This is a genomic window from Massilia glaciei (assembly GCF_003011895.2).
GTDB classification, from domain to species: domain Bacteria; phylum Pseudomonadota; class Gammaproteobacteria; order Burkholderiales; family Burkholderiaceae_D; genus Telluria_A; species Telluria_A glaciei.
The window spans coordinates 46,313-61,852 of the sequence record NZ_PXWF02000274.1; the positions used below are offsets into that span (position 1 = coordinate 46,313).

Genomic DNA, 15,540 nt, shown 5'->3' on the forward strand with positions numbered 1-15,540 from the left:
TGAGGAAACAAAAAAGCCGCGGCCCTCGCGAACCGCGGCTTTTTATCAACCGACGAACTTGCGTGCGTTCCTGAACATCCGCATCCAAGGCGAATCCTCGCCCCATGATTCCGGGTGCCACGACTGCTGCACCGAGCGGAACACGCGTTCGGCGTGCGGCATCAAGACCGTGAAGCGGCCGTCCGACGTGGTGACCGAGGTCAGGCCGCCGGGCGAGCCGTTCGGATTGAACGGATACGCTTCGGTGGCCGCGCCGCGATTGTCGACGAAGCGCATCGCCTTGACGGCGGCGTCGATGTCGCCCGTCTGCGAGAAGTCGGCAAAGCCTTCGCCATGCGCGATCGCGATCGCGGTCTGGGTGCCGGCCATGCCGCTGAAGAAGATCGACGGCGACTCAAGCACCTCGACCATCGCGAAGCGGCCTTCGAACTGCTCGGACTTGTTGCGCGTGAACTTGGGCCATGCCTGCGCGCCGGGGATCATCGACTTCAAGTTGCTCATCATCTGGCAACCATTGCAGATGCCCAGGCCAAAGGTGTCGCCGCGCGCGAAGAAGCGCGCGAACTGGTCGGCCAGCTTGGTGTTGAACAAAATGGTCTTGGCCCAGCCCTCGCCAGCGCCGAGCACGTCGCCGTAGGAGAAGCCGCCCACAGCGATCACGCCCTGGAAGTCGTCAAGCCGCACGCGCCCGGCGATCAGGTCGCTCATGTGCACGTCGACCGCCGCAAAGCCGGCCTGGTGCATCACCCACGCGGTTTCGACATGCGAGTTGACGCCCTGCTCGCGCAGGATCGCCACGCGCGGACGCACGCCGGTGGCCAGGAATGGCGCGGCCACGTTCTCGGACGGTTCGAACGTGAGCACCGGTGTCATGCCGGGATCGGTCTCGTCGAGCAGGCGGTCGTATTCGGCGTCGGCGCAGGCCGGGTTGTCGCGCAGGCGCGCGATGCGCCAGCTCGTCTCGCTCCACAGGCGGTGCAGCGCGCTGCGCTGGGCGCTGTAGATCACCTTGGCGTCGCGCGTCAGTTCGATCACGCCGCGCTCGTTCGGCTTGCCGATGATGTGGCTGCAGGCGCCCAGGTTGTGCGCGCGCAGCACGTTCATGACGGCCGTCTTGTCGTCGGCGCGGACCTGGATCACGGCCCCGAGTTCCTCGTTGAACAGCGCGCGCAGGGTCAGCTCGTTGCGCCGCTCCGGCACCTGGCCGGCCCAGTTTTTGGCGTCGCCCCAGTCGGCCGCGTGCTCGCTCTCGAGCGCGAGGATGTCGAGGTTGATCGTCAGGCCGCTGCGGCCGGCAAACGCCATTTCGCACAGCGTGGCGAACAGGCCACCATCGGAGCGGTCGTGGTAGGCGAGCAGCTTGGCATCCACGTTGAGCTGCTGGATCGCCGCGAAGAAGGCCTTGAGATCGTCCGCGCTGTCGACGTCCGGCGTCTCGTTGCCGAGCTGCTGGGTCACCAAAGACAGCGCCGAGGCGCCCATGCGGTTCTTGCCGCGGCCGAGGTCGACCAGGATCATGACGGTGTCGCCGGCGTCGCTCTTGATTTGCGGCGTGAGCACGCGGCGCACATCGGTAACGGGCGCGAACGACGACACGATCAGCGACACCGGCGAGGTGATGGCCTTGGCCTCGCCCTCTTTCTCGTCGCGCCAGGTGGTGCGCATCGACAGCGAGTCTTTGCCGACCGGGATGCTGATGCCCAGCGCCGGGCACAGTTCCATGCCGACCGCCTTGACGGTGTCGAACAGGGCCGCGTCCTGGCCCGGCTGGCCGCAGGCGGCCATCCAGTTGGCCGACAGCTTGATGTCGGAGATGTCAAGGATCGGGGCGGCGGCGATGTTGGTGATCGCCTCGCCCACGGCCATGCGGCCCGAGGCGGCGGCGTTGATCACCGCCAGCGGCGTGCGCTCGCCCATGGCCATGGCCTCGCCGAGGTAGCCTTCGAAGCTCATCGCCGTGACGGCGCAGTCGGCCACCGGCACCTGCCACGGGCCGACCATCTGGTCGCGCACGGTGGTGCCGCCCACGCTGCGGTCGCCAATGGTGATCAGGAAGGACTTGTCGGCCACGGTCGGCAGCAGCAGCACGCGCTGGGCGACGTCGGCCAGATCGAGCCCGGTCAGGTCGAGCGCGGGGAATTCGTTGTGCACGTGGCACACGTCGCGCAGCATCTTGGGCGGCTTGCCGAGCAGGACGTCCATCGGCATGTCGACCGGCGAGTTGCCCAGCTGCGGGTCGACCAGCTTGAGCTGGCGCTCCTCGGTAGCCACGCCGACGGCGGCGAACGGGCAGCGCTCGCGCTCGCACAGGGCGCGGAACAGGTCCAGGTCGGCCGGCGCGATCGCCAGCACATAGCGCTCCTGCGACTCGTTGCTCCAGATTTCTTTCGGGGCCATGCCGCTTTCTTCGAGCGGCACCTTGCGCAGGTCGAAGATGGCGCCGCGGCCGGCGTCGTTGGTGATTTCGGGGAAGGCGTTCGACAAACCGCCCGCGCCCACGTCGTGGATCGAGATGATCGGATTGTCGGCGCCCATCTGCCAGCACGCGTTGATGACTTCCTGTGCGCGCCGCTCCATCTCGGCGTTGCCGCGCTGGACCGAGTCGAAATCGAGGTCGGCCGTGTTGGTGCCGGTCGCCATCGACGAGGCGGCGCTGCCGCCCATGCCGATGCGCATGCCGGGACCGCCCAGTTGGATCAGCAGGCTGCCGACCGGGATCTCGTTCTTGTGGGTGTGCTGGTCGGCGATGTTGCCGATGCCGCCGGCGATCATGATCGGTTTGTGGTAGCCGTACACGGTGTCGGCCATGCCGGCGCTCAGGCGGCCCACGTTCTGCTCGTAGGTGCGGAAGAAGCCGCCCAGCACCGGGCGTCCGAATTCGTTCGAGAACGCGGCGCCGCCGATCGGGCCTTCGATCATGATCTGCAGCGGCGAGGCGATGCGGTCGGGCTTGCCATACACGCCGACGCCGGCCGGCGCGCGCTGCGCCAACGGCGCGGTCACGCTGGCCGCGTTTTCCCATGGCTGGACCGCGTCCGGGATCATCAGGTTCGAGACCGTGAAGCCGGTCAGGCCGGCCTTTGGCTTGGCGCCGCGGCCGGTCGCGCCCTCGTCGCGGATCTCGCCGCCGGCGCCGGTCGAGGCGCCCGGATACGGGGCGATCGCGGTCGGGTGGTTGTGGGTCTCGACCTTCATCAGGGTGTGGGTCAGCTCGACCGAGGTGCCGTATTCGTGGCTTGAACCGCGCGGGTAGAAGCGCGTGACGGTGGCCCCCTCCATGATCGACGAGTTGTCGCTGTAGGCGACGATGGTGCCCTTCGGCTGCAGCTGGTGGGTGTTTTTGATCATCTGGAACAGCGATTTTTGCTGCGCCTCGCCGTCGACGATCCAGTCGGCGTTGAAGATCTTGTGGCGGCAATGCTCGCTGTTGGCCTGCGCGAACATCATCAGTTCGACGTCGGTCGGGTTGCGCTTGGCGCTGGTGAAGGCTGCCAGCAGATAGTCGATCTCGTCGTCCGACATGGCCAGGCCGAGGTCGGTGTTGGCTTTTTCGAGCGCGCCCTTGCCGGCGCCGAGCACGTCGATCGACTCGAACGGCTTGGCTTCAAGCTCGCCGAACAGGTTGGCCGCCTCGCCGGCGTCGCGCAGCACGCTCTCGGTCATGCGGTCGTGCAGCAGCGCCGCGACGGCCTTTGACGCCTCCGCGCCCAGGCCCTTTGCCGCGCCGATGCTGCTGCCCAGCAGGCCGGTCTTGAGCCGCACCGTGTAGGCGATGCCGCGCTCGATGCGCGCGATGTGCGCCATGCCGCAGTTGTGGGCGATGTCGGTCGCCTTCGAGGCCCACGGCGAAATCGTGCCGAAGCGCGGGATGACCACGAATTCCTCGGCCACGCCCTCGGTCGATGCCGCTTCGGCCGGTTCGCCGTAGACCAGCATCGCGGCCAGGCGGCTCGCGTCGTCGGTCGACAGCGCCGCTTTCGCATCGATGAAATGGGTGAAGCGCGCTTGCACCGAGGCGATCGCCGGGGCGACGGCTTGCAGTTGCCTCAGGAGGCGGTGTTTGCGGAAGGCGGAGAGGGCATTGGAACCCGGCAGAATCAACATGATTGGGAGGGGGTTGATGCAGCGTGGCTGCGGGTTAGAGATGAAAATGGCGATGTAAGTGTCATGCGAAGCGTGATGCGGACTTCCTATAGGCCGGTATTATACCGCGTCGCACCCTCTCAAGCTTGCCTGTGGGATGCCCTTCGACCTGAAACAGACTTGGCAGTCAGGAGTCCTCACAGAACCGCAATGCGCCTTGAACACTACAAGTCGCTGGCAAGAAAGTGATGCAACTGAAAGTGGCGAAGATCAGGCCATCCGTTCGCGTTTGTCCTGCCCTGCGCCGGATACGAATTGATATCAATTATGGTATCGTGCAATCACTGGCGTTAAAGTTAAACGGTGAGATCAATGGCATCCGTCACTATCCGCAATTTACCCGATGAAACGCACCGCGCTTTGCGCGCGCGTGCAGCAAAACATGGCCTCAGTACTGGAGCCGAAATCCGGGCAATCCTCGAAAACGCCGTTCGACCCGAGAGCCGCGTCAAGCTCGGTTCCCTGCTGGCCGAAACTGGCCGCGAAGTGGGTGGCGTCGATCTTGAGATCGAACGCGATAAAACGCCCACCGAGCCGGTGGGATTGGAATGATTTTGCTTGATACAAACGTTGTTTCTGAGCCGCTGAAAAGCGCGGGCGATTTGAACGTGCTTGCCTGGATCGACGCACAGATCATCGAAACCTTGTACCTTTCGACAATCAGTCTTGCGGAACTGCGTTTTGGTGTCGCTGTACTGCCTGCGGGCAAACGGAGGGACACACTTCATTCCAGTCTTGACCGGCGCGTCTTGCCCCTGTTCGCGGTACGCATCCTGTCATTCGATGACCCTTCGTCGCGCGCTTATGCTGCGCTGCGTGCCCGTGCGCGCTCCTCTGGCAAGGCCATTGCGCCCACCGATGGCTATATCGCGGAAATAGCGGCGACACATGGTTACACAGTCGCCACGCGTGACACGTCGCCTTTTGAAGCTGCTGGCGTGACTGTCGTTAACCCTTGGGCATGGCGGGCAGGCTGATTTCCGTAGGCTGATTTGAGCGTTGTTGCGCACTAAGCAGTGCCGAAGCCCCCGCCGCCCGGCGTCTCGATCACAAACACGTCGCCCGCCGCCATTTCGGTCTTGCCGATATGCGCCAGCTGCTCGGTGCTGCCATCGACCCGCTCCACGCGGTTGACGCCGGTCGCGCCCGGGCCGCCGCCGGCCATGCCGAACGGCGCATGGACGCGGTTGTTCGACAGGATCGCGGCCGTCATCGGCTCGAGGAAGCGCACCTTGCGCACGCCGCCGTTGCCGCCGTGCCAGCGCCCCGCCCCGCCCGAGCCATGCCTGATCTCGTAGCTCTCGAGCCGCACGGGGAAGCGGAATTCGAGGATCTCGGGATCGGTCAGGCGTGAGTTGGTCATATTGGTCTGGACCACGTCGGTGCCGTCGAAGCTTTCGCCGGCGCCGGAGCCGCCCGAGATGGTCTCGTAGTACTGGTATTTGGCGTTGCCGAACGTGAAATTGTTCATCGTGCCCTGCGAGGCCGCCATCACACCCAGCGCGCCGTAAAGCGCGTTGGTGATGCAGGTCGAGGTTTCGACATTGCCCGACACGACCGAGGCCGGATAGTGCGGGTTGAGCATCGAGCCGGGCGGGATGATCACATTGAGCGGCTTGAGGCAGCCCGCGTTGAGCGGAATTTCGTCGTCGACCAGGGTGCGGAACACGTACAGCACCGCCGCCATGCACACGGCCGACGGCGCGTTGAAGTTGTTGGGCAGCTGGCTTGAGGTGCCGGTGAAGTCGATCTGCGCGCTGCGGCTGGCGTGGTCGACCCGGATCGCGACCTTGATCCGCGCGCCGTTGTCGAGCTCGCAGGTGAATTCGCCGTCCCTGAGCGCGGTGATCACGCGCCGCACGGCCTCCTCGGCGTTGTCCTGCACGTGGCCCATGTAGGCCTGCACCACGTCGAGCCCGAAGTGGGCGACCATCTTGCGCAGTTCGTCCACGCCCTTCTGGTTGGCGGCCACCTGGGCGCGCAGGTCGGCCATGTTCTGGTCCGGATTGCGCGCCGGGTGGCGCGCGCCGCCCAGCAAGGCGCGCGCTTCGGCGTCGCGCAGCAGGCCGTCGGCGCCGTCGACGAGCTTGAAGTTATCGATCAAGACGCCCTCCTCGACGATCGAGACCGAATCGGGCGGCATCGAGCCGGGCGTGGTGCCGCCGATGTCGGCGTGGTGGCCGCGCGAGCCGACGTAGAACAGAATCTGCGCGCCGGCATCGTCGAACACGGGCGAAATGACCGTCACGTCGGGCAGGTGCGTGCCGCCGTGGTACGGGTCGTTGAGCATGTAGACGTCGCCCGGGCGCATCTTGCCCGCGTTTTTGAACAATACGGTCTTGATGCTCTCGCCCATCGAGCCAAGGTGCACCGGCATGTGGGGCGCGTTGGCGATCAGATTGCCGTCGGCGTCGAACAGTGCGCAACTGAAGTCGAGGCGCTCCTTGATGTTGACCGAATAGGCGGTGTTTTGCAGTCGCAGACCCATCTGCTCGGCGATCGACATGAACAGGTTGTTGAAGATCTCGAGCATGACCGGGTCGGCCGTGGTGCCGATCGCGCGCCGCTCGGGCATCGCCTCGACGCGCCTGAGCACGAGGTGGTTGTGATCGGTCACGCGCGCCTGCCAGCCCGGCTCGACGATGGTCGTCGCGTTGGCCTCGGCGATGATCGCCGGGCCCGCGATAAGGTCTTCGGGGCGCATGTCGGCGCGCTGGTAAAGGCCCGTGTCGTGCCAGGCGTTGCCGCCGAACATGCGCACCGTATCGAAAGGCTCGAGCGCTCCTTCGCGCGGCGCGGCCGCCACCGGCGTCTCGGCCGGCGCGTCCGACTTGCCGACCGCCTCGACCGAGACCGCTTCGACCACCAGTGCCTTGCCCTGCATCAGGAACGAAAAGCGCTTCTTGTACGCGCCCTCGAACTGCGCGGTCATGGCGGCCACCTCGCCGAACATGACGATCAACGCCGAATCGGTGCCCTCGTAGCGCAGATGAACGCGCCGCAGCAGCGTGATGCGCTCCAGGGCGACGCCCTGCCCCACCAGTTCCCGCGTGACCGTCTCGCCCAAGGCGGCCAGGCGCGCGGCCAGCGACTGCTGGTCGATGTCGGCCAGGCGCACCTCGACCGCCGCCTCGCGCATCGCGCTCTGGTCGGCCAGCCCCATGCCGTAGGCCGACAACACACCCGCCAGCGCGTGGATAAACACGCTCTTCATGCCCAGCGCGTCGGCCACCAGGCAGGCGTGCTGCCCGCCGGCGCCGCCGAAGCTGGTGAGCGTGTATTCGGTCACGTCGTGGCCGCGCTGCACCGAGATCTGCTTGATCGCGTTGGCCATGTTGCCCACGGCGATCTGGATGAAGCCCTCGGCCACCTGCTCGGGCGCCGGCGTGCTGCCGGTGGCCGCGCCGATCTGCGCGGCCAGCGCCGCGAAGCGCTCGCGCACCACGTCCAGGTCGAGCGCCTCGTTGGCGCCCGGGCCAAACAGCGGCGGGAAATGGGCCGGCTGGATTTTGCCGAGCATGACGTTGCAGTCGGTGACCGCGAGCGGGCCGCCGCGCCGGTAGCTGGCCGGCCCCGGGTTGGCGCCGGCGCTGTCGGGCCCCACGCGGTAGCGGCTGCCGTCGAAGTGCAGGACCGAGCCGCCGCCGGCGGCGACGGTGTGGATGCTCATCATCGGGGCGCGCATGCGCACGCCGGCGACCTGGGTCTCAAACACGCGCTCGAATTCGCCCGAATAGTGCGACACGTCGGTCGAGGTGCCGCCCATGTCGAAGCCGATCACGCGCCCGAACCCGGCCAGCTCGCTCGCCCGCACCATGCCGACGATGCCGCCGGCCGGGCCGCTAAGGATGCTGTCCTTGCCCTGGAACGCGTGGGCGTCGGTCAGCCCGCCGTTCGACTGCATGAACTGCAGGTTCACAGTGGGCATCTCGGCGGCGACCTGGTCGACATAGCGGCGCAGGATCGGCGACAGGTAGGCGTCGACCACGGTGGTGTCGCCGCGGGCGACCAGTTTCATCATCGGGCTGACCTGGTGCGACACCGACACCTGGGTGAAGCCGATCGCGCGCGCGATGCGGGCGGTGGCCTCCTCGTGGGCGCCGAAGCGGTAGCCGTGCATGAACACGATCGCGAGCGAGCGCAGGCCAAGGTCGTAGGCGGCCTGCAGGCCGGCGCTGGTGGCGTCCTCGTCGAGCGCGCGCAGCACCTCGCCATGGGCGCCGACGCGCTCGTCGATTTCGACCACATGGCTGTAGAGCAGCTCGGGCAGCACGATGTGGCGCTCGAAGATGCGGGGACGGTTTTGGTAGGCGATGCGCAAGGCGTCGCGGAAGCCGCGCGTGATCGCCAGCGCGGTCGGTTCGCCCTTGCGTTCGAGCAGTGCGTTGGTGGCCACCGTGGTGCCCATCTTGACCGCTTCGATCACGCCCACGGGTATGGCTTGGCCGCTTGCCAAGCCGAGCAAATGGCGGATCCCAGCCACCGCCGCGTCGGGGTACTGTTCGGGATTCTCGGACAGCAGTTTGTGGGTCAGAAGTCGTCCATCGGGACGGCGTGCCACAATGTCGGTGAAGGTACCGCCACGATCAATCCAGAATTGCCAATCCATGTGTTTTGCCCGGCCCGGTGGTGAAGCACGTATTGTAATGTGCAATATGGACGTGTGAGCGAAAACACATGGGGTGGCGCTTCATTGTTTCAGTTTCAGTTAATGGTTCTGTTTTTGCTTGGAGCCGCCGCCGGCGCCGCTTTCGCTGCCGGCCTTGACGTTGCTTTTGGCGTCGTGGCTGCTCTTGTCCTCTTTTTTGCCGTCATGGGATTTGACATCCTGTTCCGTCACGTTGCTGTTGGAGTGGGGCTTGGCCTGGGGGCCGCTCGATTTCGATTCGTTCATCGGAAACTCCTTGTGCTTTAATGAATGGGGAAAACCTGCCCTAAAATTAATATATCGCGCACCGCGCCACTGTGCGTTCACGCTCATTAACCCGCAATCCCATCGAAACCCCACGCCCACACCATGAAACCACTGTATAGCGTTGCCCAGATCCGCGACATCGAAACGACCGCCCTGGCGTCGCTGCCGCCAGGTTCGCTCATGCAGCGCGCCGGCCAGTCCGCCTCCGAGCTCGCGGTCAAACTAGTCGCCCACCGGCAGTCGCCACAGGTGCTGGTGCTGGCCGGCCCCGGCAACAACGGCGGCGACGCGCTCGAGGTCGCCGCCAACCTCGGCCAGGCCGGCATCGCGGTCACCGTGCTCCGGCTCGCCGGCGCCAGCACCCCACCCGACAGCGCGCGCGCCCTGCTGCGCGCGCGCGCCGGCGGCGTGCGGTTTGCCGACGCCCTGCCCGCCGACGTCGATTGGGCGCTGGTGGTCGACGGCCTGTTCGGCATCGGGCTCGCGCGCGCGCTGTCGGGCGCGGCGCGCGCGCTCGCCTGCGCCGTCAACGAGCACGACTGGCCGGTGCTCGCGCTCGACGTGCCCAGCGGTCTCGACGCCGACACCGGCGCCCTCGTCGGCCCCGACGGCGTCGCCGTGCGCGCCGGCCACACCATCACCTTCATCGGCGACAAGCCCGGCCTGCACACCGGCCAGGGGCGCGACTATGCCGGCGCGGTCACGCTCGCCGGGCTTGGCGTCGAGCTGCCCGCGCAGGCGCCGGCCGAGGCCCAGTTGAACGAGGTGGCGTTGTTTGCGCGCTACCTGCACCCGCGCGCGCAGAATTCGCACAAGGGCAGCTTTGGCAACGTGGCCGTGATCGGCGGCGCGCGGGGCATGCTGGGCGCGCCCGTGCTGGCCGCGCGCGGCGCGCTGCTGGCCGGCGCGGGGCGCGTTTTCGTGGCGACCCTCGATCGCAATCCGGGCCTCGACATGGCCCAACCCGAACTCATGTTCCGCGACGCGGCCGGCTACGACCCCGCCGGCAGCACGCTGGTGATCGGCCCCGGCATGGGCGACTCGGCCGACGCGCTGCGCCTGCTGCATCGCGCGCAGGGCGGCGCCGCGCCGCTGGTGCTCGACGCCGACGCGCTCAACCTGATCGCCGCCAACCCCGACCTGCAGCTGCAACTGGCCCAGCGCACGGGCGCCACCGCGCTCACGCCGCATCCGCTCGAGGCGGCCAGGCTGCTGGGCGTGACGATCGCGGTGATCCAGGGCGACCGCATGGCGGCCGCGCGCGAACTGGCCGCGCGCCTGCGCTGCCACGTGGTGCTCAAGGGTGCGGGCAGCGTGCTCGCGCGGCCCGACGGCATGGTCGTGATCAATCCGACCGGCAATCCCGGGCTGGCCACGGCGGGCACGGGCGACGTGTTGGCGGGCATTTGCGGCGCGCTGCTGGCCCAGGGCTGGCCCGGCTGGGAGGCGCTGCTGGGCGCGGTGTGGGTGCATGGCGCCGCGGCCGACCGGCTGGTGGCGCAAGGAGTCGGCCCGATCGGGCTGACCGCCGGCGAACTGCCGGCCGCCGCGCGCGCGGTGCTCAACGCGCTGGTGTTGGAGATCGGAGGCTGAGAGTTTTCTGGACGCGTATCGGAAGACTCTCCGCCTCTCAGCCTCTCAGACCAGGCGGCCCGCCGCGATCGTGATGGTGCGCGCGCAGCGCGCGGCGATCGAAGCGTCGTGGGTGACCAGCACGAGCGTCGAGCCGCGCTCGCGGTTCAGTTCGAACATGAGCTGGATCACGGCCTCGCCGGTGGCCGCGTCGAGCGAGCCGGTGGGCTCGTCGGCGAACAGCAGCGGCGGCTCGGTCACGAAGGCGCGCGCCAGCGCCACGCGCTGCTGCTCGCCGCCCGACAGGTATTTGGGATAGTGCTTGAGGCGGCTCGACAGGCCGACCCGGCCCAGCATCGCCATCGCCTTCTCGCGCGCGTGGTCGTCGCCGCGCAGTTCGAGCGGCAGCATGACGTTTTCGAGCGCGTTCAGGTGCGCCAGCAGCTGGAACGACTGGAACACGAAACCGAGTTTGTGTTTACGGAAAACCGCGCGCCCGTCCTCGTCGAGCGCGAAGATGTCGACCCCGTCGAGCACCACCTTGCCGCTCGACGGCGAGTCGAGGCCGGCCAGCAGGCCGAGCAGGGTCGACTTGCCGGAACCGGACGCGCCCACGACCGCGAGCGTCTCGGCCGCATGCACTGTAAAATCAACGCTGTGCAAGATGGTGAGCTCGCCGCTGGCGTCGGCGACCCGCTTGGACAGATCGACAACTTGTATCGCCGGCGCCGTTTTGGCGGCGGCGCCAACGTCAGTAAGGGAAGCTTCGGAAATGTCACGCATGTTTGCTGTTCTCAAAATTTCTGCTCTCAAATCGATGGAGCTAAAGAGGTGGACGATCTGCGGTTTGCTCATGCTCTCCGCCTCGGCGTACGCCCATTCTGCACCAAAAACCGTGCTGGTGCTTGGCGACAGCCTCTCGGCCGAATACGGCCTCAACCGCGGAAGCGGCTGGGTGGCCCTGCTCGAACGCAAGCTCAAGACCGAAAAAATCGATGCGCGCGTGGTCAACGCGAGCATCAGCGGCGAGACCACGAGCGGCGGCCGGGCGCGCCTGCCGGCGCTGCTGGCCCAGCACAAACCCGACTACGTCATCATCGAGCTCGGCGCCAACGACGGCCTGCGCGGCCTGCCCGTGCCGGCCGCCCAGGACAATCTGCGCGCCATGCTGGCCATGGCCCAGAAAAACAATGCCAAGCCCCTGCTGCTGGGAATGCGCATGCCGCCCAACTACGGGCGCGCCTACACCGAGCGCTTTTTCGGTATGTACGGCAAACTGGCGAAGGAATACAAGACGCCGCTGGTGCCCTTCATCCTCGAGGGGGTGGCCGAAAAACCGAACCTGTTCCAGCCCGACCGCCTGCATCCGACGGCGCAGGCGCATCCGATCATCCTGGCCAACATCTGGCCAACCTTCCTTCCCATGATCAAATCGAAATGAAGTATCCCGCCTTACAAGGTTTTAACGCCATCCTGCCCCAGCTGCCCGGCTTCGACGCCATCATCGACGCCCGCAGCGAGTCCGAGTTCGCGCTCGACCACATCCCCGGCGCCATCAACTGCCCGGTATTAAACGACGAGGAGCGCGTACGCGTCGGCACGATCTACAAACAGGTCAACGCGTTCGAGGCCAAAAAAGTCGGCGCCGCGCTGGTGGCGCGCAATATCGCGCGCCACCTCGAGGAGCGTTTCGCCGCCATGCCGCGCGACTGGAAGCCGATGGTCTATTGCTGGCGCGGCGGCAACCGCAGCGGTTCGCTGGCGCTGGTGCTGGCCAAGGTGGGCTGGCCGGCGATCCAACTCGACGGCGGCTACAAGGCCTATCGGGCGCACGTGAGCGCGGCGCTGTCGGAGCCGCCGGCGGTGTCGTTCAAGGTCATCTGCGGCACCACCGGCAGCGGCAAGAGCCGCCTGCTCGAGGTGCTCGCCGCCGACGGCGCGCAGGTGCTCGACCTCGAGCAACTGGCCGCGCACCGCGGCTCGGTGCTGGGCGACCTTCCGAGCCACCCGCAGCCATCGCAGAAAATGTTCGAGACGCGCATCTGGACCAAGCTGCGCCAGTTCGACCCCGCCCTGCCCGTGTTCGTCGAATCCGAAAGCAAAAAGGTCGGCCAGCTGCGCGTGCCCGACGCCGTGATGGAAAAGATGCGCGCCTCGCCGTGCGTCTCGCTGACGCTGTCGCGCCCGAACCGGGTGCGCCTACTGATGGAGGACTACCAGCATTTCACCACCAGCCCGGCCACGCTCAACACCCAGCTCGACTGCCTGGTCAAGCTGCACGGCCACGACAAGATCGCGCGCTGGCACGACCTTGCCAACAACGGCATGATGCCCGACCTGGTCGACGAACTGCTGGTCGACCATTACGATCCGGCCTACCTGCGTTCGATCGACCGCAACTTCACCCAGTTCGCGCAGGCCGAGGTGCTGGAGCTGGGCGACATCGGCGAGGCCGACTTTCTGGGCGCCGCGCGCCACCTGCGCGGCGCCATCTGAAGCCCCTAAACCGCTAAAGCCCTAATCCGCCAAAGCCAACGCTGGCCCGTGGGCCCATGTAAAAAGACCCGGTCGCGCGAGCGAACCGGGTCTTTTTTTATGTCGCTGGCGCCGAGCCAACTTACTGCGCCGGCGCCGTGCTACTTGCTTACTTACTTACTTACTTACTTACTTACTTACTTACTGCGCTGGCGCCGCCGCCGGCGCCGCCAGCCGCTTGACCCCGGCCTTGGCCTTGACCGCTTCGAGGTAGGCGAACAGCTCTTGCTGGGCTTGCGCCGCCGCGATCTGCTCCTGCTCGCCGGAGCGGCGCGCCACGTCCGTCGTGGCAGGCTGCGTCACCTTGCCGATGCGGTACACGCCATACCCCTTGCCCGGCAGGTCGACCCCGACGTAGGCCGGCAGTTTGCTGACGTTGGCCTTGAGCACGGCCAGTCCGGCGGCCGGATCGATGGTCGGCTCCTTGATGCGCGAGACCACCTGCGGCGCGCCGAAACCGGCGGCGTCGCCCGAGGCTTTGGCTTCGGCGAGCTTGGCCTGGCCGGCCTTGCGCGCCAGGGCGGCGGCCTGTTCGGCCACCACGCGCTCGCGGATGACGGCTTCGACTTCGGCCAGCGGACGCACCGAGGCGGGCTTGTGCTTGACGATGCGGCCGGCCACGAGGGTGGCGGGCGCGACTTCGACCGGCTCGGTGTTGTGGCGCTTCTTGAGCGAATCGGCGGCGAACAAGGCCTCGAGGAACTTCGGATGGTTGAAAGTCGCGCTGCCGGCGGCCGGCGACGGGGTCCGCGTGACGTCGGCGGTCGCGATGGTCAGCTTGAGCTTGTCGGCGACCGGCTTGAGGCTGGTCGACTCCTGGTACAGGGTGTCGGTGAACTCCTCGGCCAATTCCTTGTACAGCTTGGACGCCTTGACCTTCTTGAGTTCGGCCACGATGTCGGCCTTGGCCTCGTCGAGCGGCTTGACGATTTGCGGCGTGACCGAAGTGAGCATGACGATGTGGTAGCCGTAGTCGGACTCGACCAGGCCGCTGATCTCTCCCTGCTTGAGCTTGGCGGCGGCCGCGGCGATCACAGGGTCGACCGATTCCGGCGTGACCACGCCAAGGTCGCCGCCCAGTTCGGCCGACGCGCTGTCTTGCGAATTCGCCTTGGCGACCGCGGCAAATTCGGCCGGCGCGGCGCGCACTTGCGCCAGCAGCGCCTCGGCCTTCGCCTTGGCGGCTGCCTTGTCGGCGGCAGGCGCGCTCTTGGGGGCGTTGATCAGGATGTGGCTGGCCTTGCGCTGTTCCGGGGTCACGAAGCGCGCCTTGTTGGCGCTGTCGTTGTACACGGCGGCGACTTCGGCGTCGCTGGCGGTGACCTGGTTGGCGACCGAATCGGCGTTGAACACCAGGTACTCGATCTGCGCCTGCTCGGGCAACTTGAACAAGGCGGTGTTCTTGTCGTAGTAGGATTTGATCAGCTCGGGCGTGACGGCCACCTGGGCGACGAAGGCGGCGCTCGGGAACAGCACCTCCTGCACTTCGCGCTCTTCTTCGGCGAGGTCCGACAGGCGCTTGGACACGGTGCGCGGCACGATGGCGCTGGCCTCGAGCGCGCTGCTGACCTGACGCTGGGTCAATTCGCGCCGGATGCTGTTTTCATACATGGCCGACGACTGCCCCGAGGCCAGTATGGCCGCGTTGTATTGTTCGTAGTCGAAGCTGCCGTCCGGTTTGCGGAAGTCGCCGGTGCTGGCGATGTATTTTTGCACCGCCTTGTCGCCCGCGGCCATGTGGTTGCGCGCCATCTCGTTGGTGATCGCGGCCTCGGTGATGAGGCGCTCGAGCACGCGCTGCTTGGCTTCGGGCGTTTCGAACATGCGCGCATCGAACTGGTCGCCCGCCATCTGGCGGTAGCGCACGAGCTGCTGGCGCTGCGCCTCGTCCCACTGTGACTGGGTGACCTTGGTTTCGCCGACCTTGACAACGGTGTCCGCGTCGCCGGCGGCGAATTGGGTACCCACCCCGGTGACGGCAAACGCGAGGATGATCAGGCCCAGAAAGAACTGGACGAAGCGTTTTTGATTGCGAATAAATTCAAGCATGGTCAGCCGATTCGATGAAAAGAAAACGTGTTTAACTTGCACATATAAAAAAAGGCGAACTCTCGTTCGCCTCTTCTTGTTCCGTAGAGCGAGTCGCCCTTGAGGGCGACTCGTCCCACTTAATGTTGGCGGAGCGGACGGGACTCGAACCCGCGACCTCCGACGTGACAGGCCGGCATTCTAACCAACTGAACTACCACTCCGTGTACTGCTGTATTTTTCTTTGCGGAGTGGAAGCTGCCCGTACGGGAGGCCTCCATTCTACTATGTTCTGGCGGAGCGGACGGGACTCGCCTACATTCTGCAGGCCGCTGATTTCCTTGCAA

General features: G+C 66.5%; 10 protein-coding genes and 1 tRNA gene. 5 read left to right on the plus strand and 6 right to left on the minus strand.

Features of this window, described 5'->3' with window-relative positions; genetic code table 11:
* Window positions 1-45: 45 nt before the first annotated feature.
* Window positions 46-4,104 carry a phosphoribosylformylglycinamidine synthase gene (purL, locus tag C7C56_RS20405; RefSeq protein WP_106759202.1) on the minus strand — a complete coding sequence of 1,353 codons (4,059 nt, stop codon included), beginning with the start codon at window positions 4,102-4,104 and terminating at the stop codon, window positions 46-48.
* 351 nt (window positions 4,105-4,455) lie between these two features.
* Between purL and C7C56_RS20410 the strand changes: the two genes are divergently transcribed.
* Window positions 4,456-4,695, plus strand: a complete 240-nt coding sequence (locus C7C56_RS20410) for a FitA-like ribbon-helix-helix domain-containing protein (protein ID WP_106759203.1) — start codon at window positions 4,456-4,458, stop codon at window positions 4,693-4,695.
* A complete protein-coding gene (locus C7C56_RS20415; RefSeq protein WP_106759204.1) occupies window positions 4,692-5,120 on the plus strand; it encodes a type II toxin-antitoxin system VapC family toxin in 429 nt (142 codons plus the stop codon). The genes C7C56_RS20410 and C7C56_RS20415 overlap by 4 nt, the downstream gene beginning before the upstream one ends.
* Window positions 5,121-5,152: 32 nt before the next feature.
* Here the strand turns inward: C7C56_RS20415 and C7C56_RS20420 are convergent, their stop codons facing one another.
* Window positions 5,153-8,752 carry a hydantoinase B/oxoprolinase family protein gene (locus C7C56_RS20420; protein WP_106759205.1) on the minus strand — a complete coding sequence of 1,200 codons (3,600 nt, stop codon included), beginning with the start codon at window positions 8,750-8,752 and terminating at the stop codon, window positions 5,153-5,155.
* 99 nt (window positions 8,753-8,851) lie between these two features.
* Entirely contained in the window at window positions 8,852-9,037 is a 186-nt protein-coding gene (locus tag C7C56_RS20425; RefSeq protein WP_106759206.1) for a hypothetical protein, read from the minus strand.
* 123 nt (window positions 9,038-9,160) lie between these two features.
* Between C7C56_RS20425 and C7C56_RS20430 the strand changes: the two genes are divergently transcribed.
* Complete coding sequence (locus C7C56_RS20430; protein ID WP_106759207.1) at window positions 9,161-10,651, plus strand: NAD(P)H-hydrate dehydratase; 1,491 nt, start codon at window positions 9,161-9,163, stop codon at window positions 10,649-10,651.
* A gap of 45 nt (window positions 10,652-10,696) precedes the next feature.
* Here C7C56_RS20430 and C7C56_RS20435 read toward each other — a convergent pair whose 3' ends face one another.
* Window positions 10,697-11,413, minus strand: a complete 717-nt coding sequence (locus C7C56_RS20435; RefSeq protein ID WP_106759208.1) for an ABC transporter ATP-binding protein — start codon at window positions 11,411-11,413, stop codon at window positions 10,697-10,699.
* A 70-nt stretch (window positions 11,414-11,483) separates the two neighbouring features.
* On the opposite strand from C7C56_RS20435, the gene C7C56_RS20440 reads away from it, so the two are divergent.
* Window positions 11,484-12,071 carry an arylesterase gene (locus C7C56_RS20440; protein WP_229458891.1) on the plus strand — a complete coding sequence of 196 codons (588 nt, stop codon included), beginning with the start codon at window positions 11,484-11,486 and terminating at the stop codon, window positions 12,069-12,071.
* A complete protein-coding gene (mnmH, locus tag C7C56_RS20445) occupies window positions 12,068-13,126 on the plus strand; it encodes a tRNA 2-selenouridine(34) synthase MnmH (protein ID WP_106759210.1) in 1,059 nt (352 codons plus the stop codon). Before C7C56_RS20440 ends, mnmH begins: the two co-directional genes overlap by 4 nt.
* Window positions 13,127-13,306: 180 nt before the next feature.
* On the opposite strand, the gene C7C56_RS20450 is transcribed toward mnmH, so the two are convergent.
* Both C7C56_RS20450 and C7C56_RS20455 read right to left on the minus strand, forming a co-directional pair.
* The gene (locus C7C56_RS20450) at window positions 13,307-15,214 is read right to left on the minus strand and encodes a SurA N-terminal domain-containing protein (RefSeq protein WP_106759211.1); all 1,908 of its coding nucleotides are present in this window, start codon (window positions 15,212-15,214) and stop codon (window positions 13,307-13,309) included.
* A gap of 126 nt (window positions 15,215-15,340) precedes the next feature.
* Window positions 15,341-15,417: transfer RNA gene (locus C7C56_RS20455), tRNA-Asp, on the minus strand.
* Window positions 15,418-15,540 lie beyond the last annotated feature (123 nt).

What these genes read in the sequence shown, in the direction of transcription:
- C7C56_RS20425 (WP_106759206.1), bottom strand. Translation starts at nt 9,037, where the DNA reads ATGAACGAATCGAAATCGAGCGGCCCCCAGGCCAAGCCCCACTCCAAC.
- C7C56_RS20435 (WP_106759208.1), bottom strand. Translation starts at nt 11,413, where the DNA reads ATGCGTGACATTTCCGAAGCTTCCCTTACTGACGTTGGCGCCGCCGCC.
- C7C56_RS20430 (WP_106759207.1), top strand. Translation starts at nt 9,161, where the DNA reads ATGAAACCACTGTATAGCGTTGCCCAGATCCGCGACATCGAAACGACC.
- C7C56_RS20450 (WP_106759211.1), bottom strand. Translation starts at nt 15,214, where the DNA reads ATGCTTGAATTTATTCGCAATCAAAAACGCTTCGTCCAGTTCTTTCTG.
- C7C56_RS20420 (WP_106759205.1), bottom strand. Translation starts at nt 8,752, where the DNA reads ATGGATTGGCAATTCTGGATTGATCGTGGCGGTACCTTCACCGACATT.
- C7C56_RS20410 (WP_106759203.1), top strand. Translation starts at nt 4,456, where the DNA reads ATGGCATCCGTCACTATCCGCAATTTACCCGATGAAACGCACCGCGCT.
- purL (WP_106759202.1), bottom strand. Translation starts at nt 4,104, where the DNA reads ATGTTGATTCTGCCGGGTTCCAATGCCCTCTCCGCCTTCCGCAAACAC.
- C7C56_RS20440 (WP_229458891.1), top strand. Translation starts at nt 11,484, where the DNA reads ATGCTCTCCGCCTCGGCGTACGCCCATTCTGCACCAAAAACCGTGCTG.
- mnmH (WP_106759210.1), top strand. Translation starts at nt 12,068, where the DNA reads ATGAAGTATCCCGCCTTACAAGGTTTTAACGCCATCCTGCCCCAGCTG.
- C7C56_RS20415 (WP_106759204.1), top strand. Translation starts at nt 4,692, where the DNA reads ATGATTTTGCTTGATACAAACGTTGTTTCTGAGCCGCTGAAAAGCGCG.